This window comes from Thermosynechococcus sp. (assembly GCF_025999095.1).
Classification (GTDB): Bacteria; Cyanobacteriota; Cyanobacteriia; order Thermosynechococcales; family Thermosynechococcaceae; genus Thermosynechococcus.
Window position 1 is genome coordinate 1,622,906 of record NZ_AP024678.1, and the last position, 22,363, is coordinate 1,645,268.

Here is a 22,363-nt window from a genome sequence, read left to right on the forward strand (position 1 = left end):
CCCATCCCTTAGCCAAAGGCTTCTAGTTGTAAATCTTCGATGGCTTGCAGTCCCCGCGCATCCCCCAGCTTAAACAGCGCCGCCTTAGCATCTTCTTGGACGCCCATATCACTGTCTTGGAGGGCAGCAATCAGTTGATCAATGGCTTGGGTGTAAAGGGGCCCAAGGGGAATTTTGCGACAGGCATGACCCAAGGCCCAAGCACAGTTACTACGCACAGCAGCGATCGCGTCCTGAGCCAAGGCAAGGGCAAGGGCAGGAATGGCAACCGTAGCCGCCTCTTCACTTGCGTCTGCCACCTGACCCAAGGAACTAGCTGCCCACAGGCGCACGGCAGAAATATCCGTTTGCAGGGCATGAATCAAGGGGTCAAGGGTTCGGCGATAAATTTCTGGCAAGGGAAAGCGGACGCCACAGTTGCCCAAAGCCCAAACAATGCCTTTGCGGACATAGCCATTCCAGTCTCGCTCCAATTGCTGAATAAGGGCATCCACCGCTGCCAAACTGGGGTTACGGCCAAGGGCATAGGCAGCACTGAGGCGAACCAGAGGACAGGGTTCTTGCAGGAGATGGATGAGATAGGGTGTGGCGCGTTCATCCTGCAATTCGCAAAAGGCGCGAGCCGCCAACATCCGCTCTGTCACATCGGCAGAGGTCAGCAGGGGCAGCATGGCTTCCGGATCGGGGCGATCGCTCTCCTCATTCGGTAGCGCCGCTAGGGCATCCTCGGAACTGTCCAGAAGGGGGAAATCATTCTCATCCATACTGTTTAATCTACAGGATGCTTGGAATCCCGACTAGAGCGCACCGTTGACTTCCCCCCGAAAGCCATAGATTTGACGAGTGCCACCAAAGGCCACTAGTGGCACCACCCGCTCATCCCCCGGCTCAAAGCGAATGGCTGTGCCAGCGGGAATATCTAAGCGCATTCCTCGTGCTTGTTCACGAGCAAACTGGAGGGCCGGATTGACTTCGTAAAAGTGGTAGTGAGACCCCACCTGAATTGGGCGATCGCCCGTATTGGCGACCGTTAAAGTCACCGTTGGCCGGCCCGCATTAAGTTCAATGGTTCCCTCTGCGGGGATCAGTTCACCGGGAATCATGGGGGTCGCAGCCCATCTCTAAAGATATCCCTATCCTAGGGGTAGAGGCGCACCCGCTGCCAGTGGTCTCCTTGGCGACGATAGCACAGGCGATCGTGGAGGCGATTGGGTCGCCCTTGCCAAAATTCAATCAGAGTCGGTAGGACACGATAGCCTCCCCAATGCTCTGGCCGAGGGACATTTTCGCCGTAGCGGGCCTCCACTGCCGCCAGGCGGGCTTCCAGCTCGGCGTAGGACTCTAAAACCTCACTCTGCTGGGAGGCCCATGCCCCCCAACGGCTACCCAGGGGACGACTTTGAAAGTAGGCATCAGACTCCGCCGCACTAATTTGCTCAACATTGCCCTCAATGCGCACCTGCCGTTCTAGCTCTGCCCACCAAAACACAAGGGCAGCCTTGGGATGGGCGGCTAATTCCCGACCTTTGCGACTGCGGTAGTTCGTGAAAAAGACAAACCCGCGATCGTCCACTTCCTTGAGCAACACCAGTCGGGCAGCGGGCATCCCATCCAGGCCAACTGTGGCCAGTGTCATTGCATTGGGTTCCGGCAACTCGGCGTTGACCGCCTCCGTAAACCAGAGGCGAAACTGTTCGATGGGATCCTCGGCAGCCTCGCTTTCGAGGAGACGTTGACGACGGTAATCACGGCGCAGATCAGCAATGCTGGTCATGGGTTTTCTTTGGACTGCTTGTTTGGGAATTCTTCACTGATCCTAGAGGATTCCACGGGCGATCGCCGCCAGAGGGCGCGGAAAAAATAGCTCAGCAGTAAAAAAATTAAACCAAACCCCATGAATAGGAGCACTCGCCACACCGGCGCAAGATTGATGAGATCAACCAAGAAAAGCCGCCCTAAAGTAATGATGAGGGTGATTAAGGCCACCGTGCGCACCGCGGCGCTGTCCCGTTGCAACCCAGCGATGAGCAGTCCCACGCCAAACAGTCCCCAGACAAGGGTGGCTGCCCCCGTGCCCAAGGGTGCTAGTTCGTGCTGAATCCAACTCATCGTTACCCCATAGCCCAAGGTCCAGTACAGGGGGCGGGTGGGTGGGGGCAAAAAACGAGTACTGACGGCTGCGGCGCCAAGCACCACCAAATGGGTGACAAAAGCCAGATTCCACAGCGGGGGGCGATCGGCGCCGGTAAAAAGCAGGTGACCAACAAAGCCAAGGCTGAGTAGTCCCCACCAAAGATGGGCAATAATCCGCAGGGGTCGCGAGGAATAGTGTTGGCTCAGATAATGCAAAATCAGTCCCTCAATCGCCAGGGGTGCCAGGATAAAGCGATTGCTGGAGGAGCGAACAACAATGCCAAAGGCAATCAGCACAAGTCCCGTCAAGCTATAGACCCAGCGCCAAGGTGGCGGTAGGCGTCGCCAGAGCAGACTAGTTCCGAGGTAAAGCACCCCAAAAAGGATAAACATCCGCCCCGTTATCGTTGCTGACCACCCCCAGAGGGCAGCACTCAAGCTGAGGGCAATCAGTGGGTTAAAAGGGGCGATCGTTTGACCATAGGGTTGTGGGGAAGTCTTTTGGGGGCGATATAGCTCCGCTGCGCTGTTGCGATCGCGCCACTGATACCAAGGGGGCAATACCGTAAAGCCCAACCAAGTCAACCCCAGAATCCCCTGTAACGCCACCACCTGATCAACGTGCTGAACGGTCACAGACACCCTTAACATCACCCATCCCAGCCAAAAGGTTGACAGCAGGAGCGATCGCCAGCCCTTTACCGCATAAATTGCCCAGCTGCCTAAGAGGATTAAAAAGGTGTAACTGGCCAAGGCCAAAGGGCGACTAGTCTCTGGGTTGTAGAGCAGCAAGGGGGTCCCTAGGCCGCCAGCCACACCAATCACTGCAAAGATGGCTCGATTTTGGCGCAACGACATGAAAAACGCCCCCAGGGTTAGCAACACCATCACTGGGAAGGCCACCCCCCAAGGCATGACCCTCAAAAACTGATAGCCAGCAAAGATCGTGAGGTAATAGGTTGCGAGGCCACCCCCCTGCAAAAACTGGCTCAAGATAGCTCGCCGCTGCAACCGCCAGCCCAAGCCCATCAAGGCAGTCCCGATCGCAAAACCCATGGCAACGAGAACTGCATCGCTAATCCAGCCCAATTCAACGGCATACCGAAAGAGGAAACCAATCCCCAACAGCAGCAGGCCAATGCCGAGACGGTTGAGCCACAGTTCCCAATTTTGTAGCCAGTCAGCTTGGGCAGGGGTGGGTGCCACCAATGGGGATTCAGGAGCTTGGGATTGTGCTTTGATCGCCGCCGGTTCCTCAGGTGGCGTTGATGGTGTTGAAGGTTCTGGGACTCCAGAAGAAGAGCGGTCTTCACGGAAAATAGCGGTTTGCAGAATCTCGAGCGATCGCTGGAGAGCAGCCACAGCGGCTTCTAAGTTGTCCAGACGACGCCGCAAGTCATCCCTGTCTTCCATAATCTGACTCCCTACGGACGATATCCCCGTTTTATGCGCTCCAGGGGAGGGCAATTCCTTGGGCAATGCACTTTATGGAGTGGCTGGAGGAGCATCGCCACAGGAGTAAAAGAGAAACAAAATTGGGTCAGCCATCGTCCTGTAACACACAGAAAAGGTTACAAAAAGCAAATTTTCTATCTTAGAAAAATTTTTATTTTTGGTGATCTGAGTCACAAAAGCATTCGGAAATTAAAAACAATTTATTAAAAGTTTATAAAATTTCCTTATTTTCTCTTATCAACTGTAAATTCCGTCAATGTGCCAGTCTGCGTAGGTTTCACCGCCTTCAGCGCTTTTTTATTCTCTTTCAAAATGTTTGCCACAAACAAAATGCTCCTGATGCTTGATTCTAGGCCTTCGTGGTAGGTTGAAACAGTTCCGCGATGAGAGCGAACACGGCACCAGTAGGGGGTACCCCTGTGTGATGTTGGTGCCCTACTGTCCAGCCGTATGGATGCCCTTTTTAACGGACGCCTATGAAAAAAACGCTTTATGTGGGTCTGACAACAACCACGTTGGCTGTGTTGGGAACGCTTTCCAGTAGCCGGGCAATTACACCCACACCAGCCCCAGACTCTGTTTCAGCCCCAGCCTCGCCCGCCGTTGCCACCAAAGTTGGGGAACGCCAAGCCACTGCCCCGGTGATAACGCGAGCGATCGCCAGTCTCCATCGTCACCAACAGCAAGGCCGCGAAGCCGTAACCGTCTACTTGCGGGGGATTCCTGTACTCACCTTCTTGGGGCAGCGGGTCGCAGCCACGCAGGGCGTCAAAGTCGCTGCCGCTAATAGCGCTGGCATGCCAGAGCAAACCACCCTCTCAGAGGCAGCCCAACAGGCAACCCTTCTCACTGCTCGCCTCAATCAGCTCCACGAACAGGGCTTTGACGCCAACCTTGTGCGTGTGCGTTGGGATGCCCAACAACAGAGCTATCGCATCTACGCCGATCAAGAACCTCTCCTGACCCTGAACAATCAGGTAATCCTCCCGAATAGTTCACAACGCAACGATGAAAACGCCCTGCGAATTGCCAACCTGATCCGACGCCAGTTGGGCAATGCCCCTGCTTTAACCAGCGTAGAGGGCAGCCCAAATACAGTTGTGGCCGTGGGGCCAATTCGGATGCAGTTTACGGGCATTGCCTCCTGGTATGGCCCCGGCTTCCATGGTGGCCGCACCGCCAATGGTGAGCGCTTTGATCAAAATGCCCTGACGGCCGCCCATCGCACACTGCCCTTTGGTAAACGGGTGCGGGTGACCAATCTCCAAAATGGCCGCTCAGTGGTGGTGCGGATTAACGATCGCGGGCCTTTTACGGGGGGACGGGAAATTGACCTCTCGCGGGGGGCGGCGGCTGCCATTGGCCTCATTGGGGCCGGTGTCGGATATGTACGCATTGACGTTTTGGACTAAGCCCACCCCCTAAGGGCAAAGTGATAGAATGAACGACATGCTAGGGGTGTCTGCGGTCACAGCAGGCTGAGAGCAAACCCTTAGAACCTGAACCAGATCATGCTGGCGCAGGGAAGCTGTCTAGAGAGGATTCTATCAATGGTGCGTAGCGAATGGATTGCTGCCCGCAAAGGGCACGACAATGTCACCCAAATGCATTATGCCCGCCAAGGGATGATCACCGAAGAAATGCACTATGTGGCACGGCGGGAAAACTTGCCCCCTGAATTGATTCGCGATGAAGTGGCCCGCGGGCGGATGATTATTCCCGCCAATATCAATCACCCCAACCTTGAGCCGATGGCAATTGGAATTGCCGCTAGGTGCAAAGTCAATGCCAACATTGGTGCTTCCCCCAACTCCTCCAGCCTTGAGGAAGAGCTAGAAAAGCTGCGGCTTGCAGTGAAGTATGGTGCCGATACGGTGATGGATCTCTCCACAGGGGGGGGTGACCTCGATGCCATTCGCACCGCCATTATTAATGCCTCACCGGTGCCCATCGGTACAGTGCCCGTCTACCAAGCCCTTGAAAGTGTCCACGGCAACGTTGAGCGGCTCACCCCTGAGGATTTTCTCCATGTGATTGAAAAGCACGCCCAGCAGGGGGTGGACTACATGACGATCCATGCAGGGATTCTCATTGAATACCTGCCCTTGGTAAAAAACCGTATTACTGGAATTGTGTCCCGCGGGGGTGGCATTCTTGCCAAGTGGATGCTATATCACCACAAACAAAATCCCCTCTATACCCACTTCCGCGACATTATTGAGATCTTCAAAAAATATGATGTCTCCTTCTCCTTGGGAGACTCGCTGCGGCCGGGGTGTCTGCATGATGCTTCCGATGAAGCCCAACTGGCGGAATTGAAAACCCTTGGTCAGCTTACCCGCAAGGCTTGGGAACACGACGTCCAAGTCATGGTGGAAGGGCCCGGCCATGTCCCCATGGATCAAATTGAATTTAATGTGCGCAAGCAGATGGAGGAATGCTCTGAAGCTCCCTTCTATGTCCTTGGTCCTCTGGTAACTGACATTGCCCCCGGCTATGACCACATTACCAGTGCCATTGGCGCTGCCATTGCCGGCTGGTACGGCACGGCCATGCTTTGCTATGTGACCCCCAAAGAGCACCTCGGCTTACCCAATGCCGAAGATGTGCGCAATGGCTTGATTGCCTACAAAATTGCGGCTCACGCGGCGGATATTGCCCGTCACCGGCCGGGGGCGCGCGATCGCGATGATGAACTGTCGCGGGCACGGTACAACTTTGACTGGAACCGCCAGTTTGAACTGGCGCTAGATCCAGAGCGGGCCCGGGAATACCACGACGAAACCCTGCCGGCAGATATCTATAAAACCGCCGAGTTCTGCTCCATGTGCGGGCCCAAATTTTGCCCCATGCAAACGAAAGTGGATGCCGAGGCCCTTGCGGAACTGGAAAAATTCTTGGCCAAAGATAAACACCAAGTGAGCGCTTCCGCCTAGGACATGGCAGCGAACTGGCAGGGAGGGGGGGTGATTGCGATCGCCCTCCTTTTTGATGTCACCAATGGCTTCCATGATGCCGCCAATGCCATTGCAACGGTGGTGGCCACCCGTGCCCTTTCCCTGCGCTCGGCGCTCCTCCTTGCTGCTGTGGCTAATTTTGGTGGTGCTTTCCTGAGTACGCGGGTGGCACTCACCATTGAAGCAGGCATTCTCAACAGCACTGCCTTGGGTGGTCATTGGTTTGGCGTCATTGGTGCTGCCCTCCTTGGTGCGATGGCCTGGAATTTGTTCACTTGGTATTGGGGCTTGCCCAGTAGTTCTTCCCATGCCCTCATTGGCGGCTTGGTGGGGGCGGGGATGTCCCAAGTCTCACCCGCGATTGTCTATTGGCAGGGAATTGTGCAGGCAGTTCTCATTCCCATGGTTGTCTCCCCTCTGGTGGCGATCGCCGTCGGCCTGAGTTTCATGACCCTTGTCGAGCAATGGCTGCAATGGCAAGACATTCCCCCAGAACACTGGCAACGGTTGCAGATGCTCTCCGGTGCCTTGATGGCTGTGGCCCATGGGGCCAATGATGCTCAAAAAACCATGGGGGTAATCACCCTCGCCCTTGTGGGTTGGGGAAAACTGTCGCCAGAGGCGGGGGTGCCCTGCTGGGTCATTGCTGCCTGTGCTCTAGCGATCGCGATCGGAACCTATGGCGGCGGCGAGCGCATTATCCACACCACGGGGGAGAAAATTACCTCCCTTGACCCTGTGAGTGGCTGCTTAGCTAACCTGAGTGCCGCCTTGACAGTCGGAGCCGCTAGTCTAGTCGGCTTTCCCGTCAGTACCACACAAGTCGTGGTGGGGGCGATTACGGGTGCCGGGTATCGCCATCAAGGGAAAGTGAACTGGCAAGTGTGGGGCCAAATTTTCATGGCATGGCTGCTGACGTTTCCCGGTGCAGCCCTGCTGGCGATGGCAATCTCTTTTTTTCTGGCGCAACTTTAAGCCAAACTCAGGAAACCTGCGTGGGTTGTCTCCGTTGGGCATACTCCCGAAAGCGCTCGAGATCCGCTTGCAGTGTACTTTCAACTACCCGACCCAAGAACAGGCGATCCATCATTTGTGCCAAGACCCCCGGAATGGCATAGGAGACCGAGAGCTTGACAATGGTGCTGCCCTGGCGATCGTAAAAGCGAATGGCCCCCCGATTGGGGAGGCCATCCACGGACTCCCACTGAATAATTTGGTGCTTTACTTGGCGGCAAATGCGCGATCGCCAGCTAAAGTGCCAGTTTCCCGTGGCCAATGTCCAGCGGGATAGCGTGGGGTCCTCAGCGGTGATGACCACCGATTCAATCCACTTCATCCACAGGGGCATTTTCTCCAGATCGGACCACAGGGCCCAGACGCGATCAACATCGGCGGCCACCTCAATCTGCACCGTGTGCTCTAACCAAGCCATGGGTGACCTCCTGCCAAAATCGCCTGGGCGGCTTGTCGTCCGGACATCGTCGCGCCCTCCATACTGTCAATGTAGTCCTGCTGCGTGTAGCTGCCCGCCAAGTAAAAGTTAGGAACAGGCGTCTTTTGGGGTGGCCGATAGGGATCCATGCCGGGGGCTTCGCGATAGAGGGACTGCGCTAATTTAACGACACTGTACCATGTCATGTTGAGATGGCGCGACGACGGGAAAAGCTCATGGACTTGCCGCAACACGTGTTGGGCAATCTCGGCATTGCTGGCCTTAATGAAGGGATCACCGGGGGTGAGCACCACTTGCAGCAGGGAGCCTTGGCCTTCGCGATAGTAATCCGCAGGGCTAGTGAGGGCCAAATCGGCAAAGCAGGAAAAATCGGCATCGGCGGTGTACAGCAGGTTATCAATACCCGTTGCCGCCACCTGTTTTTGTTTACTGGGGTCTTGCAGTTCCGTAACCCAGCCATCAAATCGCAGTTGGACCGTGGCCACCGGCACCGCTTCGAGCTTAAAGATGTTGTCGAAGGTTGGGTGCGATCGCCACGCTGGCGGAATCAGGCGCTGAATCCCCGGCACATCACAGGCACAGAGATAGGCATCTGCCGTTACAATTTCCAACTGCTCCCCCAGGGGAATCACCAAACCTTCCACGTACCAAGTCCTTGGATCCTGGCCGCGAAAGAGAATTTCCCTCACCCGCCGCCGCAGGTGAATCTTAGCCCCCCGCGCTTCAATGTAGTTCACCAAAGGCTTGAGCAAGTACTCCGCCGGTGAGCCCTTGAGCATATTCAGCCGCGAGGCGGTGGTCTTGGCGGCAAACATCATAAAGATCGTCAGCATGCAGCGAGCGGACATGTGCTCGGTATCAATGAAACCCAAAGCGTAGGAAATGGGATTCCAAAGACGTTTGAGGCTATTTTCTGAACCGCCATGGCGGCGAAACCACTCGGCAAAACTCATGCGATCTAGGGCACGGATTTGGCGCATCGCCCCTTCATAATCCACAAGACCGCGAACAATGGGACTGGTACCCAGGGCAATGGCATTAAAGAATTTATCGGCCACTGAGAGTTGACTGGTCGTAAAGAAGGCCTTGAGACCGTTGAAGGGAGCCCCCAAGGGAAAGCGAAAATCCAGTTCTCCCACCTGAGCGCCACGATTAATAAATGTGTGGGTATGTGCCTTGGGCAGGAGGTTGGCGATCGCCCCCACCTTGGTCATCAATTCAAAGAGATTGGCGTAGTTGTAAAAGAAAACATGCAACCCCATCTCAATGTGGTTGCCCTCAGCATCTTGCCAACTGCTGACTTTGCCCCCCACAAAGGGACGGGATTCATAGATTTCAACACTGTGACCGGCATCCACCAAATCCACTGCGGCGGCTAGGCCAGCCAGCCCTGCACCAACAATGACAACCCGCATCGGTAATCCCAGAAAACTTTACAGATTTTAACATTTTTCGCCCCGCCGCTGGTTTCCTGCGCGTTAAGAAACTTGGCAGAGACCCTTGCCCCCGCGAACCCTCATCTATGATCAAGGTAAGTTGCAGTTTTTGAATCGCTCACGCTCACGGTGTGCTTATGGCTACGCGTCGTGTCCTTGCCTTTCCCCTCTGGCAGTATTTGAACCAACGGCTATTCAGTCCAGGCTTTACCCTGAATCCCAAACGGTTCTGGCGGCAGTATTACGATGCTTACCTCGAACGCTGCTGGCAAAAGGACTGCGCCTCCAAGGAAGAACCCTCCTGTTAGTCGTTTTAATCGTTTTAATCATTCCACAGGTTCGCTAAAATGAGATAGCTCACTTTCCCGATCAAGATTAGGGACTTTTAGCCGTCATCATTTTGGTTACCTTCACCTGTGGGAAGACAGAAATACTATGGTTGCTTCGCCCCCGTCTGCCGATGCTGCACTAAAACGCTCAAAAATTGAAACGCTCAAGGAACAGAGCCAACATCTGCGAGAGCCTGTGGCCACAGAATTACTGGAACCAACGAATCGTTTTAGTGAAGAGGGTGTACAGATCCTCAAGTTTCATGGCTCCTATCAGCAGGACAATCGCGATAACCGCGTCAAAGGGCAGGAAAAAGACTACCAGTTCATGCTGCGCACCCGCAGTCCAGCTGGTTATATTCCGCCCCAGCTCTACTTGACCCTGGATCGCTTGGCAGATGAGTATGGCAACCACACCCTGCGAGCCACCACCCGCCAAGGGTTTCAATTGCATGGCATTCTCAAGAAGAATCTAAAAGCGGCGATCGCCGCCATTGTTCGCAACATGGGATCGACGTTGGGGGCCTGCGGTGATTTGAACCGCAATGTTATGGCGCCCCCCGCCCCCTTTCGCGATCGCCCGGAATATACCCTTGCCTATGAGTATGCCCACCGCATTGCCGATCTCCTAACACCCCAAACGGGTGCCTACTACGAGATTTGGCTCGATGGAGAAAAAGTGATCTCCGCCGAAGAGCACCCCGAGGTCAAGGCGGCACGGCAACGTAATAGCAATGGCACCATTTTCCCGAATAACGAAGAGCCAATCTACGGCGATCACTATATGCCCCGCAAATTTAAGTGCTGCGTCACGGTGCCGGGGGATAACTCGGTGGATCTTTTCTCCCAAGATTTGACGCTGGTGGTGATCACCGACCCCCAGGGGCAGCTTGAGGGTTTTAACATCTATGCCGGGGGTGGCTTGGGGCGCACCCACAACAAAGAAGAGACCTTTGCCCGCATGGCCGATGAAATTGGCTTTGTGCGAGCGGCAGATGTCTATGAGGCGGTGAAGGCCATTGTGGCGACACAGCGGGATTATGGCGATCGCTATAATCGGCGCCACGCCCGTTTGAAATACCTGATCCACGATTGGGGGGTCGAAAAATTCAAGGCTAAGGTGGAGGAATACTTTGGCAAACCCCTCGAACCCTTTCGCCCACTGCCACCGTGGCGCTATCAGGACTTTTTGGGCTGGCACCCCCAAGGGGATGGCAAATTCTTCTATGGCTTGTCCATTGCCAATGGCCGCATCCTGGATCGGGGGAACTTCAAACTCAAGTCGGCCCTCAGGAAAATCGTTGAGGACTTTCATCTCCCCCTGCGGGTGACGCCCCACCAAAATCTGCTCCTGTGCGATGTCTCTCCCGAGCAACAGGCTGCGATTCAGCACCTCCTTGAGCAGCACGGCGTTCGGGATGTCAGCACCATTGATCCCCTCGAACGCTATAGCATGGCCTGCCCGGCATTGCCCACCTGTGGCTTGGCCATTACCGAATCGGAACGGGCGATGCCGGGGGTACTGGAGCGGATCCGCCGCCTCATGGATCGGCTGGGACTGAAGGACGAACATTTTGTGATTCGGATGACAGGGTGTCCCAATGGCTGTGCCCGTCCCTACTTGGCGGAATTGGGCTTTGTCGGCATTGTCCCCGGCGCCTATCAAATTTGGTTAGGGGGGAGTCCTGATCAAACCCGCTTGGCGGAGGTCTACATTGAGCGGTTACCTATTGCCGAACTGGAAACGGCCCTAGAGCCATTGCTGGTCTTTTATCGCGATCGCCGGCAGCGGGGAGAATCCTTTGGTGACTTTTGCCATCGGGTTGGTTTTGCAGCCTTGCGACAGTTTGCGGCAAATTACGTGCCCCCTGCCACAACAAAGCGCTATCGCGTGGATGTGCGGGCTGATCAATACCAACAACTCAAGGAATTGGCAGCAGCGCAGGGCAGGTCTCTAGCGGCGGTGACCCGTGAAGCCATTCAGCATTACCTTGAGCAATCGCGGCAAAACAAGCAAGGATAGGATGCCTATCGGCTATAATGAGGAATCGCCAAATAGGGCGGCATAGCCAAGTGGTAAGGCAGAGGTCTGCAAAACCTTTATTCCCCGGTTCGAATCCGGGTGCCGCCTTCCTTCCCTTAGGTTGCCGTTTCAAGCTGCTGCTCAAGCCAATCTAAGAGTCGATGGATACCCCAGCAGTAGTCTGGATCGCCCCAAAGGCGTTGGCACTTGCGATCGCTGGTAAAACCCACGTGACCCCCCTGTTCGGTCAGCAGTAGGGTAAGGGCAGGATTGCCTTCGGCAATTGTGAGCAGCTCGGACACAAGACAGGGATCAAATAGGGGATCATCAGCGGCATAGAGAATCCATAGGGGTATTTTCAGTTGGGGCAGCAGCGGTAAGGGACTGCTGGCAGCGTAGTACTCAGCCACACTGCTAAAGCCAAGGCGGTCAATGACTAGGGCAGCATCAAAACCGGCAATGGTGTCAATCTTGGCAATGGTGTTGAGGTCAAAGCTCTGAGGATGCAAGCGATGGAGGCGGCAAGCCAAGTGTCGGAGTTGACGGCTGATGGCGCGTTCAAATTGCCGTCCCCAAAACGTGGTGCCTAGGTAGGCTAGGGACCGGTTGGAGTCAAGGTTGGGGCAAATCACAGCGGCGCCCCCAATCTCTTGTTGCCGTTGCTGTTGGGCATACCATGCCCCCCAAAGGGCTAACTGACCCCCCAAGGAATAGCCAACCAACCAGTAGGGAGGGGTATAGCCAAGGACTTGACACTGCTGGGCGATCGCCACAAAGTCCTGCCCTTCGTAGAGGCCATCACTGGTTAGCACTGGGGACAGTTCGGCGCTGCGGCCATGGGCGCGCCAATCAAAGAGCACCACATTAAAGCCGCGGGCGATCGCCCAATGGGCGAGGGTATGTAGGTACCATTGATTCTTGAGATCACCGGTAATGCCGTAGGTGGCAATAATGGTGCCGCGGGCTTGGTCAACCCGATACCCCTCACCGTACAGGGGCACCCCCTCAGCCCCGTGGAACACATGGCTGGTTTGCCCTTGCCAAGGGTAGAGACATCCCCAGCGTTGAACATAGGCGGTAAAAACGGTGTGGATCACGCCAGAGTGCAGGGGCAGTGGTGGCCAATAGGAGAGGGATTGCATAGAATTTAGTCATCCATCGTAGGCAAAATGGGCAAACTTGGGGGTTTTTCGTGATCATTGTGAGGCATGGGCGATGACACAGAGTGATAATCTGCAGCGGACAGACCCCTACATCATAGAAACCTGTCTGACAGAGGTCCAAGCCAATCGCTTGCTGGATGAGGTCTTTGCCACTGTGGAGGCCAACCCCAATGAGCCAGAATCCCTAGCAGCGGTTTTAGAGCCTCAGCCTTCCCTCGCCGTCCCTTTTGAACCAACAACTCCTCCTTCGGAACCTTCTCGCTGGCTGCACTGTCCAGAGCCACAGCAAACATTTTCTTGGGGCGATCGCTTTTTGATGGGGGTAGGCATTGCCGCCTTTGTCGTGGGGGTTGGCCTTTGGATCAGCCTGAATCGCCAACCGGTCGCAGTTGCCCCTGACGCTGCGGTGACCCCAAGCACTAGCCCTGCCGACATGGCCTTCGCTGAGTATCTCCAAACCTCCCTGCAACTCCTTAGCCAACAGGCGGCCACCTCCTCTCCTTCACCGCCGGCGATCGCCAGTAATTCTGCTGGTCTCAGCCCCTCCGCCTCTGCCCCAACGGTTGAGCGCATCTATATTCCGCTGTACCAAGCCCCCAGCCCGCCGGCAGTCACACTGCCCAATTTGCCCACAGTAACAGCTCCAACCCCAGCCCCAACAGCGTCGCCCCCGACGCCTGCTCCCCCCCAACATACGCTAGTTGGCATCTTAGAACTGGGCGATCGCTCGATGGCACTTTTTCAAAGTAATGGCCAAACGCTGCGCTTGAGTGTCGGTGATACCATTGGCAACGACGGCTGGCAATTGGTACAGATTCAAAATCAGCGGGTGGTGCTACGACGTCAAGGGGAAGTGCGCTCCCTCACCGTTGGCCAAAGTTTTTAGAGAAGGGGCACCCATGAGCTTTTTTCGAGACTTGAATGCATTCCTAGAGCAAAAACTCGAGGACTTTATCCGAGCCAATCCTCAGCTCGAACTCAATCTGTTGCTTTTGGAGCTAGAGGATCAAGAACGGGAAACCCAAGAGCGATTACTGCGGTTGCAACAGGAGGTCAATGCCTGTGAACAAGAAATTTTAGGCCTTGTTTCCGAGATTCGCCGCTGGCGCGATCGCACCCAAACGGCGCTGGCCGCTCAGCGTCCTGATCTTGCGGAATTGGCACAGCAACGGGAGGGCGAATTACGCCGCCGCGGAGAGCAATTGTGGACCCAGCGCCTCAATGCCCTCAATCAAATTCCCGTTACCCAGCAGCTCCTGCAAAAGATTCGCGATCGCCGTCAGGAAGTGATGAACCGCGTTCCTGCCGCCAGTGCAGCCCCACCCCCACCCCCCCCCGCCGCGCCTCAGCAGTGACCTCAACGATCCAATTGAAGCTGAGTTTCGCCGCCTGGAATTGCAAACTGCCCTGGAGGAACTGAAACGCTCGATGGGGTTATAGGGCAACAGACGTGGGACAATCGAGAACGCGGTTTTATCCAAATGTCCCATGGCGGTTATTCAGATTACCTCCGACAACACGTGGCAGATTCAAGCCGATGGCCATCCCCTGCGGGGCACCCTCCAAGTCCCGGGGGATAAGTCCATTTCCCACCGTGCCCTGATGCTGGGGGCCATCGCAGAGGGCACTACCCATATCGCAGGATTGCTCGTGGGTGAAGATACCTGTAGTACCGCCTCCTGTTTCCGTGCCCTGGGGGCGGAGATTTCGCCTCTCAATGCCACAGCAGTAACCGTACAAGGCTTGGGAATTGGCCGCCTTCAAGAGCCTGGGGATGTGCTGAATGCCGGCAACTCCGGGACAACGATGCGGCTATTGTTGGGGGTATTGGCCGCCCAAACGGGGCGCTTTTTTACGATGACTGGGGATGCCTCCTTGCGATCGCGCCCCATGGCCCGGGTCGTCACCCCCCTCCTACAGATGGGTGCTCAGATTTGGGGCCGTCAACACCACAGTCGTGCCCCCTTGGCCGTTGTGGGACAGCCCCTCGAGCCCATTACTTACTACAGTCCCATTGCCTCCGCTCAGGTAAAATCAGCGCTACTGCTGGCCGCCCTCCACGCCGAAGGCACCACCATTATTCGCGAACCCCACCGCTCACGGGATCACAGTGAACGGATGCTGCAGGCCTTTGGTGCCCGTTTGAGCGTGGATGAGGCCACCTGTACAGTCAGTTTGGAAGGGCCGGCAGTCTTAAAGGGTCAGAAGGTCATTGTCCCTGGGGACATCAGTGCAGCTGCCTTTTGGTTGGTGGCAGCCTCGATTATTCCTGATTCAGAACTGCTGCTGACCAATGTGGGGGTCAACCCCACCCGCACCGGCATTCTCGATGCTCTTTGGGCAATGGGGGCAGAGATTACCCTTGAAAATGAGCGACTGGTTACGGGAGAACCGGTGGCAGATCTGCGGGTGCGATCGGCGAGGCTCAAGAGCACCCGTATTGGCGGTGAATTGATTCCCCGCTTGATTGATGAGATTCCCATTTTGGCCGTGGCTGCCGCCTTTGCGGAGGGGGTCACCGAAATTCGTGATGCGGCAGAACTGCGGGTCAAGGAGAGCGATCGCCTCAAGGCCGTGGCCACAGAATTGCAAAAAATGGGCGCTCACGTCACCGAACTCAGTGATGGCCTCGATATTCAAGGGGGCGTGCCCTTGCAAGGCGGCCATCTAGAAACCTACGGCGATCACCGCATGGCCATGAGTCTGGCGATCGCTGCCCTCAATGCCAAGGGAACCAGTGAAATTCACAACGCCAGTGCAGCAGCGGTCTCCTATCCAGAATTTGTAACAACTCTGCAACAAATTGCTTGATAGCACAAAAATCCCAGGAATTTTTGGGAAAACTTCACTCAACACTAAACGCTGTATGCTAACATCAAATAAATTGTTTTGGCATCACAATCGCGGCTGGCCGGAAGCTGAATTCTGCGTACCCCTAGGTAATGGAGTGTGGGTGTTCCCGGGGATGCCGCGACTCACTTGAGCACCAAAATGATACACGATCAATAAAATACGATATCATAGTTTCACCTCTGCCCTTCTACCCTAGGAGCGCTGCTGCCTTTAACCTAGGCTTTAGAAACTTTCCTGACTCTCTGTTTTTATCCAAAAAAGGTTGAGTTTGTTCATCATGGCAACAATTCAAGACTTCGTTCATGTTCAGGATCAATGGTCATTAGATGAGTTGGTGGAAATCGCCAACGAACTCTTGCCGCAGCACCTCCCCCAGGAGGACTCCAAAAACCGTGTTTTAGAAGAGGTCAACCCGCGGCTGGTGCGCCATTACACCTCCTGTAAATTGATTGACCGTCCCGCTCGCATTGGCCGCGAAGGTCGCTACGGCTATCGCCACCTTGTGCAATTGCTCGTGGTGCGGCGGCTGTTGATGGAGGGCTATACCGCAGGTGCCATTTACAAACTGGTGTATCGCATGAGCACCCCAGAACTGCGGGCCCTCCTTGAGCAAGGGGTGCATCTTCAATTGAATCCACCCCCAATCAACCCCGCTTTGGCCTTTCTGCAGCAGGTACAGGAGCGCTCCGAGCATCGCTTTGGAGAGCCCATGCGCGTCAGTCCCACCATCAGCCGCCGCGAGGTAACGCCCCCGAACCATTCACCGCAACCAGAGTCTTGGAAGCGCATTGAGGTGGCGCCCGGCTTTGAAGTTCATATTCGCGATGACTTTAACTTTCCCCAAATCAATCGCGATCAGGAAGCCCTAGTGAAGCAACTGGTGCAATTGCTCTCTAGCTATACCCAGCGCTAATTGAGAGCGCCAGCCGAGACTAAATATCCTGTGCCGCGGTCAGCTCGCCGGCGATCGCTATAATAGCGCCATGGAAGGATGCCTCAACGATACCGATATTTACACGCTGTGCCAAACCCTCGCCCTTGGCCAGCGCACCGGGGAACTGTACCTCGAAGATGATGCCGGTTGTACGTGGCTGCTCTTTTTGAATCATGGTTATTTGGTCTACATTGCCGATCGCCACAGCCACAGTTTAGAGCGGTTGCAGGATCTGCTCTATGGACAGGACATTCCTTGGCCAAGTCCCGATAGCTTGATCGAAAGCAAAGCCGGTGCCAGTTGGGTAGAATACGAATGCCTGTGGTGGCTCCTTGATTACTGCAAGCTCAATCAAATCCATAGCGTGTGGCGTGCGCTGCTGCGGGAGAGTCTCTTTGACGTTGTTAACCGCAATCGCGCTTGGTTCAAGTTTTATAGTGCGAGTCCCCTCACTCCCCAATGGCACAATCTCTCCCTAACGGCCCTGCTCAATGACAGCCTGAGTCATCTGCGGGAATGGAAAAAACTGCATCCAGAATTGCGTTCCCTCGATCAATCCCTTGAACTGACGGATATTAAACCCACGGGCAACGATCCAGCGGATCAGTGGTTTCGGCAACTGGAACCCTTTGTGCGCGCGCCAATCACCTTGCGCCGCCTGAGTCGACAACTGGGACGAGATGGCGTGACTGTGGGCAAACTCCTGCTGCCCTATCTTCATAAAGGGTACTTACAAGTCAGTTCTTGGGGAACCAATGGCCACACCCGTACATTTCCATCCCTTTCTGGGCGGCGATCGCCCCGGGTCGTGTGTGTGGATGATGCCGCCACTGTGCGTCAAGTGGTTGAGTCCACTCTGCAGGCAGCAGGCTATGAAGCCACGGCGATCGCCCACCCGCTGACTGCCTTGAGTCTCATTTTCCAACTCAACCCCGATCTGATTTTCCTCGATATTGCCATGCCCGAATTGGATGGCTACGAATTTTGCACCCTCCTGCGGCACACGCCGCGCTTCCGCTATACGCCGATTATTATGCTGACTAGCCTCGTCGGTTGGAGCGATCGCCTGCGAGCCAAGGTAGCGGGTGCCACTGATTACCTCAGTAAACCCTTTTCCACCCAAGAATTATTAACAATTACCCATCATTACATTGGCGCAGCCCCACCTGTAACCTCCTTAACAGACGAGTGCTTTGGCGACGTGCTAGAACCAAAATCAGGCCTCGAGACATCCCCTTAACCTCCCCAGGTTGACTGTTATGAAGCTGTCATACGCTTAGGCTTTTAGAATATAAAGCAAAACCTTAGTTCTACGTGTAACCCCCTATGACCAAAGTCTTAGTTGTCGAAGATAGTCCACCCCAGCGGGAAATGATTAGCGAATTGCTAGCAAAAACAGGCTTTGACGTGACCGTTGCCACCGATGGTGTGGAGGCAATGGAGCAATTGCAGCAGAGCACCCCAGATGTCGTTGTCCTCGATATTGTCATGCCCCGGATGAATGGCTATGAAGTCTGCCGCCAAATTAAGTCCGACCCCCGCACCCAAGCAATTCCCGTGGTTATGTGTAGCTCCAAAGGTGAGGAGTTTGATCGCTATTGGGGCATGAAACAGGGGGCCGATGCGTACATTACGAAGCCCTTTGATCCCAAAGAACTTGTTGGCACGATCAAGCAACTCTTGCGAGGCTAGAAAAGATGTTTAGTAGTTCAGATCTACTCGCCACCACTGCCCCCATCGAAAGTGGCAGTATCGATGACCTCAGAACCCCCGAGGGAGATTTACATATCCTGTTTACGATCCCTAGCGGTGATACCTTGGCGCTACCGGCTATTGGGGTGCGCGAAGTCGTGGCCGTGGGTCCCGATCGCATTACCCCAGTGCCCAATACCTCCAATCTCCTACTGGGGATTTTGAACTTGCGGGGCCAGGTGATTTGGGTAGCGGATACGGGTAAGTTTCTGGGGGACGACACCCCCTTGAATACCGATCGCTCTGAGCTATCGATTATTGCCATTGAGGATGATGAGTTAATGGTGGGGCTAGCAGTTCATCAGGTGCGGGGTATGGAGTGGCTCAACAATGACACCATTAAGCCCGCTACCCATGTCAGCGATCAGATGGCTCCCTTTGTACGTGGCGAGTGGGTCTTTGATGCCGAGCAACAGGACATTGTCAAGCTTTTGGATCCCCTCGCCATTTTACGCAGTGCTCGCTGGGGACTCTAAACTAGAAAAAGTAGAATCTCAATGGAGATTCGCCCTCAAGCGTCACCCTGGAACTCATCGAGACCAGTCACTTTAGAAAAATTAACACACCCATGATATCTTTCCCAGGGATTGGCGCATACTTTGTAATTAAAGCTTCCTTGATTTCGTTCTGAGAATTATCTGCCTCTTTTGATCGTCCATTCTGGGAGTAAACCCATGGCATCCAGCAGCACCCAACACACCCAAGAATATCAAAAAGCGGTTGCCGCTTATGTGCAAGGCAACTACGAAGAAGCAGCCAAAATCACTGACCAATTGGTAGGCAACCGACCGGGCGATCCAAACCTACGGCTGCTGCGGGGGCACATTTACTGCTGCCAACAACGCTACAGGGAGGCTCAAGAGCATTACCAGGCGGTTCTCAATGCCACAACTGATCCAGAATTAATCACTCTGGCCAACGAGAGCCTCGCCAAGATTAAGGATCTCGTTCCTGCTGCTGAACCTGCCAAGAATGGGGGCGAAGAATACCACACGACTCTGCAAGGAGAGTATACCCAACTTCAGGGGGAGAATACCATCTTGCAAACCACCCCAGCCATGGGAGAACCCCAAGCCGCACCCCCCCCAGCAGCAGAATTAAGTCTGGGACACTTTGATGACTTTGGCAGCAATTTAGGAACGAGCAACCCCTTCGACGATCTCGAGCTTGCTGGCATTGAGGAAGAGTTTGGCGCCAGTTTAGAACAGGGTACCTTTAACCCCTTCGACGAAGATGCAGCGGTTCAGGATCCCTTTAGCTTTTCGGTTAATCCTTTGGAAGAGCAAGTCGCAGACATTCCAGAAATTCCCATTGGTGAATCCATGCAACCCCTAGGCGTTGAAGCCATTGGGGATGATGATGTGACGATGCTCATGGGAAGTTCTCCTTTGACCCCGTCCGAACCGCCCAGCCCTAGTCCTATTTTTGAGGGTGAGGCGGCAGCAACTACTGCGGATCCTTTTCAAGAAATGACGCCGCCCACCCCAGAAACATTTGATAATCCCTTTGCCGCTGCAGTGGCCGGATCTGAAGAGAGCCTCTTTGGGGGGCTGACAGAATCGGGAGCAACCAATGTTTCTGAGGAGAACTTTCTTCCGGATGTTGAGGAATCTCCAGCAGTAAATATCTCGGCAGAAAGTCTCTTTGCTGATATTGAGGAAGCCCCAGCAGCCAGCATTTCTGAAGAGAACCTCTTGCCAAATCTGACGGAATCCGTTCAGACCAATGTTCCTGAGATCTCTACCCCTGCCGCTGGCATCAGTGATTTGTTAACTAATGATAAAGCAGAGGCCAGTGAGCTGTTGCCGCCGCCGGAATTCAGTTCTCCTGAGGCTGCCGAGGAAGAAAACGATCTCTTTGGTGACTTCCCAGCTTCCCTTGAAGCTTTTGAAGCTCCAGGTAGTGTGGCAGAACCCCTGTCTCCTGAGGCCTTTGACCCCCCAACTTTTGAGGATGCGCAAACAATCGCCATCTCTGAGTTTCCCGCACGTGCAGCTATTGCCAAAGACATGGCGGGGTTGGCGGCACCGGCGATCGCTGAAGGGGAAGTCAGCTCTGGTGGTGCTGAACCGGTTGAATCCATTGCCAACTTTGATCTAGAAGATCTTTCCTTTGGCAGTGCAGATCTGGCCGATGCTGGACTTGATGATGAAATGACCATTGCCAATCCCCAAGTCCATAGCATGGGCATGAGTGCCGTTGGCTCAGAGGCCGCAGTGATGACCGATGCTGGCACTGAGACCTTTGCGGTTCTACCGGATGAATTTGATCTCAACCAGCAAAGTCTTGAGGAGTTGGCTGATTTTAGCCTCGATCTCAGCCAAAGCACGGCCAGCCATGCCGAAGCGCCTGCCTCGAAAGAAAAACAACATCTCTCAACCTTTACTGAGCAAGCGTCGGTTGCCAGTGTCGCTGCTTCACCCTCTACGGCTTCACCTGTAGTTGAGGGCAAAGCAACGTCCACCCCAGCCGCAGCCGCAGGCTCCTTAGAGCAACAAACCATTACCGCAGCGCTGTTAACAGGTGTTCTTTCGGCCTTAGCCGCTGGCGCTGTCAGTGTGGGTTTTCGTACCCCGCTGCCTGTTCCTTTGATCAGTACTGCTGCTACCGGTCTGATTGCCGGTGGGGCAGCCTATGGCTTAGGACGGCGCACTGTCAGTCGCATCAAACACTTCTGTACAGATTTGCAGGCCCAGTGTAACGCCGTGATTGCCGGTGACATGACAGCCCGAATGCCAGTGGGCAGTGATGATGAGCTGGGACTTCTCGCCCAAAGCTTTAACCAGATGACGGACACCATCCAGCAAATTACCGCGGATGCTCAGAGAAAAGCTGAGGAAATCGAGCGGCAGCGGGATGACCTGCAACGCCAAGTGATCCGACTCCTCGATGATGTGGAGGGGGCTGCCCGCGGGGACCTGACCGTACAAGCGGAAGTGACAGCGGACGTACTCGGAGCAGTGGCTGACTCCTTTAACCTGACAATTCACAACCTGCGGACGATTGTGCAACAGGTGAAAATTGCCGCCCAGCAGGTGAGTCGTGGTGCCGCAGAAAACGAAACCTTCGCCCGTAGTCTCTCAGCAGATGCCCTGCGGCAAGCGGAGGAGCTAGCCGTCACCCTGAACTCGGTACAGATGATGACCAATGCGATTCAGCGGGTGGCCGAAAGTGCCCAAGAAGCCAATGAGGTGGCCCGCAATGCCTCAGAAACAGCCCTCCGTGGTGGTGAGGCAGTGGAACGCACGGTGGCAGGTATTTTGCAGATTCGGGAAACAGTAGCGGAAACCACCCGCAAGGTGAAGCGCCTAGCGGAATCTTCCCAAGAGATTGCCAAGATTGTGGGTGTGATCTCGTCGATCGCCAACCGCACAAACCTGTTGGCGCTAAACGCCAGTATTGAGGCCGCACGGGCCGGGGAAGCAGGTCGGGGGTTTGCGGTGGTGGCCGATGAGGTGCGGCAACTGGCAGACCGAGCAGCCAAAGCCTCCAAGGAAATTGAGCAGATTGTCTTGCAAATTCAAAGCGAAACTGGCGCGGTGATGACCGCTATGGAAGAAGGGACGCAGCAGGTGATTGAGGGGACGAAGCGGGCAGAGCAAGCCAAGCACGCCCTTGAGGACATCATCCAGGTGTCGTCGCAAATTGATACCCTGGTGCGCTCGATTACCAACGCCACAGTGGAACAAACCGAATCGGCACGAGCGATGGCTCAGGTGATGCAATCCATTGAGCTGACAGCGCAGGCCACTTCTCAGGAGGCACAGCGGGTGTCCGACTCATTGCAAGGTCTAGTGAGTGTGGCACGCAACTTGCAGGCATCGGTGGAACGATTCCGCGTTGAAAATACTGAAGATCAAGCCTAAGCAATCCGG

At 55.0% G+C, this 22,363-nt stretch carries 20 protein-coding genes, 1 tRNA gene and 1 riboswitch; of the genes, 14 read left to right on the forward strand and 7 right to left on the reverse strand.

The genetic code is table 11. The features are described 5' to 3' along the window. Positions 1-8: 8 nt before the first annotated feature. Genes Q0W94_RS08000 through Q0W94_RS08015 form a run of 4 tightly spaced genes read right to left on the reverse strand, consistent with a single transcriptional unit; the run spans position 9 to position 3,546 of the window. Entirely contained in the window at positions 9-764 is a 756-nt protein-coding gene (locus Q0W94_RS08000) for a HEAT repeat domain-containing protein (RefSeq protein WP_297757563.1), read from the reverse strand. A 33-nt stretch (positions 765-797) separates the two neighbouring features. Beyond that, positions 798-1,103: an urease subunit beta gene (locus Q0W94_RS08005; RefSeq protein WP_297757566.1), complete on the reverse strand. Its 306-nt coding sequence runs from the start codon at positions 1,101-1,103 to the stop codon at positions 798-800. A 35-nt stretch (positions 1,104-1,138) separates the two neighbouring features. Next, the gene (gene pdxH / locus Q0W94_RS08010; protein ID WP_297757568.1) at positions 1,139-1,774 is read right to left on the reverse strand and encodes a pyridoxamine 5'-phosphate oxidase; all 636 of its coding nucleotides are present in this window, start codon (positions 1,772-1,774) and stop codon (positions 1,139-1,141) included. Then, positions 1,771-3,546, reverse strand: a complete 1,776-nt coding sequence (locus Q0W94_RS08015; RefSeq protein ID WP_297757570.1) for a DUF2339 domain-containing protein — start codon at positions 3,544-3,546, stop codon at positions 1,771-1,773. The genes pdxH and Q0W94_RS08015 overlap by 4 nt, the downstream gene beginning before the upstream one ends. Positions 3,547-4,064: 518 nt before the next feature. Between Q0W94_RS08015 and Q0W94_RS08020 the strand changes: the two genes are divergently transcribed. From Q0W94_RS08020 to Q0W94_RS08030, 3 genes are all read left to right on the forward strand, one after another. Next, on the forward strand, positions 4,065-5,000 hold the full coding sequence (locus Q0W94_RS08020) for a septal ring lytic transglycosylase RlpA family protein (RefSeq protein ID WP_297757573.1): 936 nt from the start codon (positions 4,065-4,067) through the stop codon (positions 4,998-5,000). Positions 5,001-5,032: 32 nt separating this feature from the next. Next, positions 5,033-5,131: riboswitch (TPP riboswitch) on the forward strand. Between the two features lie 10 nt (positions 5,132-5,141). Next, on the forward strand, positions 5,142-6,524 hold the full coding sequence (thiC, locus tag Q0W94_RS08025; RefSeq protein WP_297762393.1) for a phosphomethylpyrimidine synthase: 1,383 nt from the start codon (positions 5,142-5,144) through the stop codon (positions 6,522-6,524). 3 nt (positions 6,525-6,527) lie between these two features. Next, positions 6,528-7,520 (forward strand): inorganic phosphate transporter, encoded by a 993-nt coding sequence (locus Q0W94_RS08030; RefSeq protein ID WP_297757576.1) that lies wholly within the window; start codon positions 6,528-6,530, stop codon positions 7,518-7,520. 7 nt (positions 7,521-7,527) lie between these two features. Here Q0W94_RS08030 and Q0W94_RS08035 read toward each other — a convergent pair whose 3' ends face one another. Beyond that, on the reverse strand, positions 7,528-7,977 hold the full coding sequence (locus tag Q0W94_RS08035; protein WP_297757579.1) for an SRPBCC family protein: 450 nt from the start codon (positions 7,975-7,977) through the stop codon (positions 7,528-7,530). Then, positions 7,965-9,413, reverse strand: a complete 1,449-nt coding sequence (zds, locus tag Q0W94_RS08040) for a 9,9'-di-cis-zeta-carotene desaturase (protein WP_297757582.1) — start codon at positions 9,411-9,413, stop codon at positions 7,965-7,967. The genes Q0W94_RS08035 and zds overlap by 13 nt, the downstream gene beginning before the upstream one ends. A 158-nt stretch (positions 9,414-9,571) precedes the next feature. On the opposite strand from zds, the gene Q0W94_RS08045 reads away from it, so the two are divergent. The 3 genes from Q0W94_RS08045 (at position 9,572) to Q0W94_RS08055 (ending at position 11,894) form a co-directional block, all read left to right on the forward strand. After that, on the forward strand, positions 9,572-9,742 hold the full coding sequence (locus tag Q0W94_RS08045) for a hypothetical protein (RefSeq protein WP_190278128.1): 171 nt from the start codon (positions 9,572-9,574) through the stop codon (positions 9,740-9,742). Between the two features lie 127 nt (positions 9,743-9,869). Further along, positions 9,870-11,786 (forward strand): sulfite reductase, ferredoxin dependent, encoded by a 1,917-nt coding sequence (gene sir, locus Q0W94_RS08050; protein WP_297757586.1) that lies wholly within the window; start codon positions 9,870-9,872, stop codon positions 11,784-11,786. 36 nt (positions 11,787-11,822) lie between these two features. Then, positions 11,823-11,894 (forward strand) — tRNA-Cys (locus Q0W94_RS08055). Between the two features lie 8 nt (positions 11,895-11,902). On the opposite strand, the gene Q0W94_RS08060 is transcribed toward Q0W94_RS08055, so the two are convergent. Further along, a complete protein-coding gene (locus Q0W94_RS08060; protein ID WP_297757588.1) occupies positions 11,903-12,928 on the reverse strand; it encodes a YheT family hydrolase in 1,026 nt (341 codons plus the stop codon). A gap of 73 nt (positions 12,929-13,001) precedes the next feature. On the opposite strand from Q0W94_RS08060, the gene Q0W94_RS08065 reads away from it, so the two are divergent. The 8 genes from Q0W94_RS08065 (at position 13,002) to Q0W94_RS08100 (ending at position 22,354) form a co-directional block, all read left to right on the forward strand. Continuing rightward, positions 13,002-13,835, forward strand: a complete 834-nt coding sequence (locus tag Q0W94_RS08065) for a hypothetical protein (RefSeq protein ID WP_297757590.1) — start codon at positions 13,002-13,004, stop codon at positions 13,833-13,835. Positions 13,836-13,848: 13 nt separating this feature from the next. Next, the gene (locus Q0W94_RS08070; RefSeq protein ID WP_297757593.1) at positions 13,849-14,304 is read left to right on the forward strand and encodes a TIGR04376 family protein; all 456 of its coding nucleotides are present in this window, start codon (positions 13,849-13,851) and stop codon (positions 14,302-14,304) included. 133 nt (positions 14,305-14,437) lie between these two features. Then, a complete protein-coding gene (gene aroA / locus Q0W94_RS08075) occupies positions 14,438-15,760 on the forward strand; it encodes a 3-phosphoshikimate 1-carboxyvinyltransferase (RefSeq protein WP_297757595.1) in 1,323 nt (440 codons plus the stop codon). A gap of 319 nt (positions 15,761-16,079) precedes the next feature. Next, a complete protein-coding gene (locus Q0W94_RS08080) occupies positions 16,080-16,715 on the forward strand; it encodes a MerR family transcriptional regulator (RefSeq protein WP_297757598.1) in 636 nt (211 codons plus the stop codon). Between the two features lie 70 nt (positions 16,716-16,785). Next, positions 16,786-17,976, forward strand: coding sequence for a response regulator (locus Q0W94_RS08085; RefSeq protein ID WP_297757600.1), 1,191 nt, complete (start codon positions 16,786-16,788; stop codon positions 17,974-17,976). Positions 17,977-18,062: 86 nt separating this feature from the next. Then, positions 18,063-18,428, forward strand: coding sequence for a response regulator transcription factor (locus Q0W94_RS08090; protein ID WP_297757603.1), 366 nt, complete (start codon positions 18,063-18,065; stop codon positions 18,426-18,428). Between the two features lie 5 nt (positions 18,429-18,433). After that, entirely contained in the window at positions 18,434-18,964 is a 531-nt protein-coding gene (locus Q0W94_RS08095) for a chemotaxis protein CheW (RefSeq protein ID WP_297757608.1), read from the forward strand. A gap of 198 nt (positions 18,965-19,162) precedes the next feature. After that, positions 19,163-22,354 (forward strand): methyl-accepting chemotaxis protein, encoded by a 3,192-nt coding sequence (locus tag Q0W94_RS08100; RefSeq protein WP_297757610.1) that lies wholly within the window; start codon positions 19,163-19,165, stop codon positions 22,352-22,354. Positions 22,355-22,363 lie beyond the last annotated feature (9 nt).

Bases quoted from the DNA above. Each gene is read 5' to 3' on its own strand.
- Q0W94_RS08000 (WP_297757563.1), bottom strand. From the start codon at position 764: ATGGATGAGAATGATTTCCCCCTTCTGGACAGTTCCGAGGATGCCCTA.
- Q0W94_RS08005 (WP_297757566.1), bottom strand. From the start codon at position 1,103: ATGATTCCCGGTGAACTGATCCCCGCAGAGGGAACCATTGAACTTAAT.
- pdxH (WP_297757568.1), bottom strand. From the start codon at position 1,774: ATGACCAGCATTGCTGATCTGCGCCGTGATTACCGTCGTCAACGTCTC.
- Q0W94_RS08015 (WP_297757570.1), bottom strand. From the start codon at position 3,546: ATGGAAGACAGGGATGACTTGCGGCGTCGTCTGGACAACTTAGAAGCC.
- Q0W94_RS08020 (WP_297757573.1), top strand. From the start codon at position 4,065: ATGAAAAAAACGCTTTATGTGGGTCTGACAACAACCACGTTGGCTGTG.
- Q0W94_RS08030 (WP_297757576.1), top strand. From the start codon at position 6,528: ATGGCAGCGAACTGGCAGGGAGGGGGGGTGATTGCGATCGCCCTCCTT.
- Q0W94_RS08035 (WP_297757579.1), bottom strand. From the start codon at position 7,977: ATGGCTTGGTTAGAGCACACGGTGCAGATTGAGGTGGCCGCCGATGTT.
- zds (WP_297757582.1), bottom strand. From the start codon at position 9,413: ATGCGGGTTGTCATTGTTGGTGCAGGGCTGGCTGGCCTAGCCGCCGCA.
- Q0W94_RS08045 (WP_190278128.1), top strand. From the start codon at position 9,572: ATGGCTACGCGTCGTGTCCTTGCCTTTCCCCTCTGGCAGTATTTGAAC.
- sir (WP_297757586.1), top strand. From the start codon at position 9,870: ATGGTTGCTTCGCCCCCGTCTGCCGATGCTGCACTAAAACGCTCAAAA.
- Q0W94_RS08060 (WP_297757588.1), bottom strand. From the start codon at position 12,928: ATGCAATCCCTCTCCTATTGGCCACCACTGCCCCTGCACTCTGGCGTG.
- Q0W94_RS08065 (WP_297757590.1), top strand. From the start codon at position 13,002: ATGACACAGAGTGATAATCTGCAGCGGACAGACCCCTACATCATAGAA.
- Q0W94_RS08070 (WP_297757593.1), top strand. From the start codon at position 13,849: ATGAGCTTTTTTCGAGACTTGAATGCATTCCTAGAGCAAAAACTCGAG.
- aroA (WP_297757595.1), top strand. From the start codon at position 14,438: ATGGCGGTTATTCAGATTACCTCCGACAACACGTGGCAGATTCAAGCC.
- Q0W94_RS08080 (WP_297757598.1), top strand. From the start codon at position 16,080: ATGGCAACAATTCAAGACTTCGTTCATGTTCAGGATCAATGGTCATTA.
- Q0W94_RS08085 (WP_297757600.1), top strand. From the start codon at position 16,786: ATGGAAGGATGCCTCAACGATACCGATATTTACACGCTGTGCCAAACC.
- Q0W94_RS08090 (WP_297757603.1), top strand. From the start codon at position 18,063: ATGACCAAAGTCTTAGTTGTCGAAGATAGTCCACCCCAGCGGGAAATG.
- Q0W94_RS08095 (WP_297757608.1), top strand. From the start codon at position 18,434: ATGTTTAGTAGTTCAGATCTACTCGCCACCACTGCCCCCATCGAAAGT.
- Q0W94_RS08100 (WP_297757610.1), top strand. From the start codon at position 19,163: ATGGCATCCAGCAGCACCCAACACACCCAAGAATATCAAAAAGCGGTT.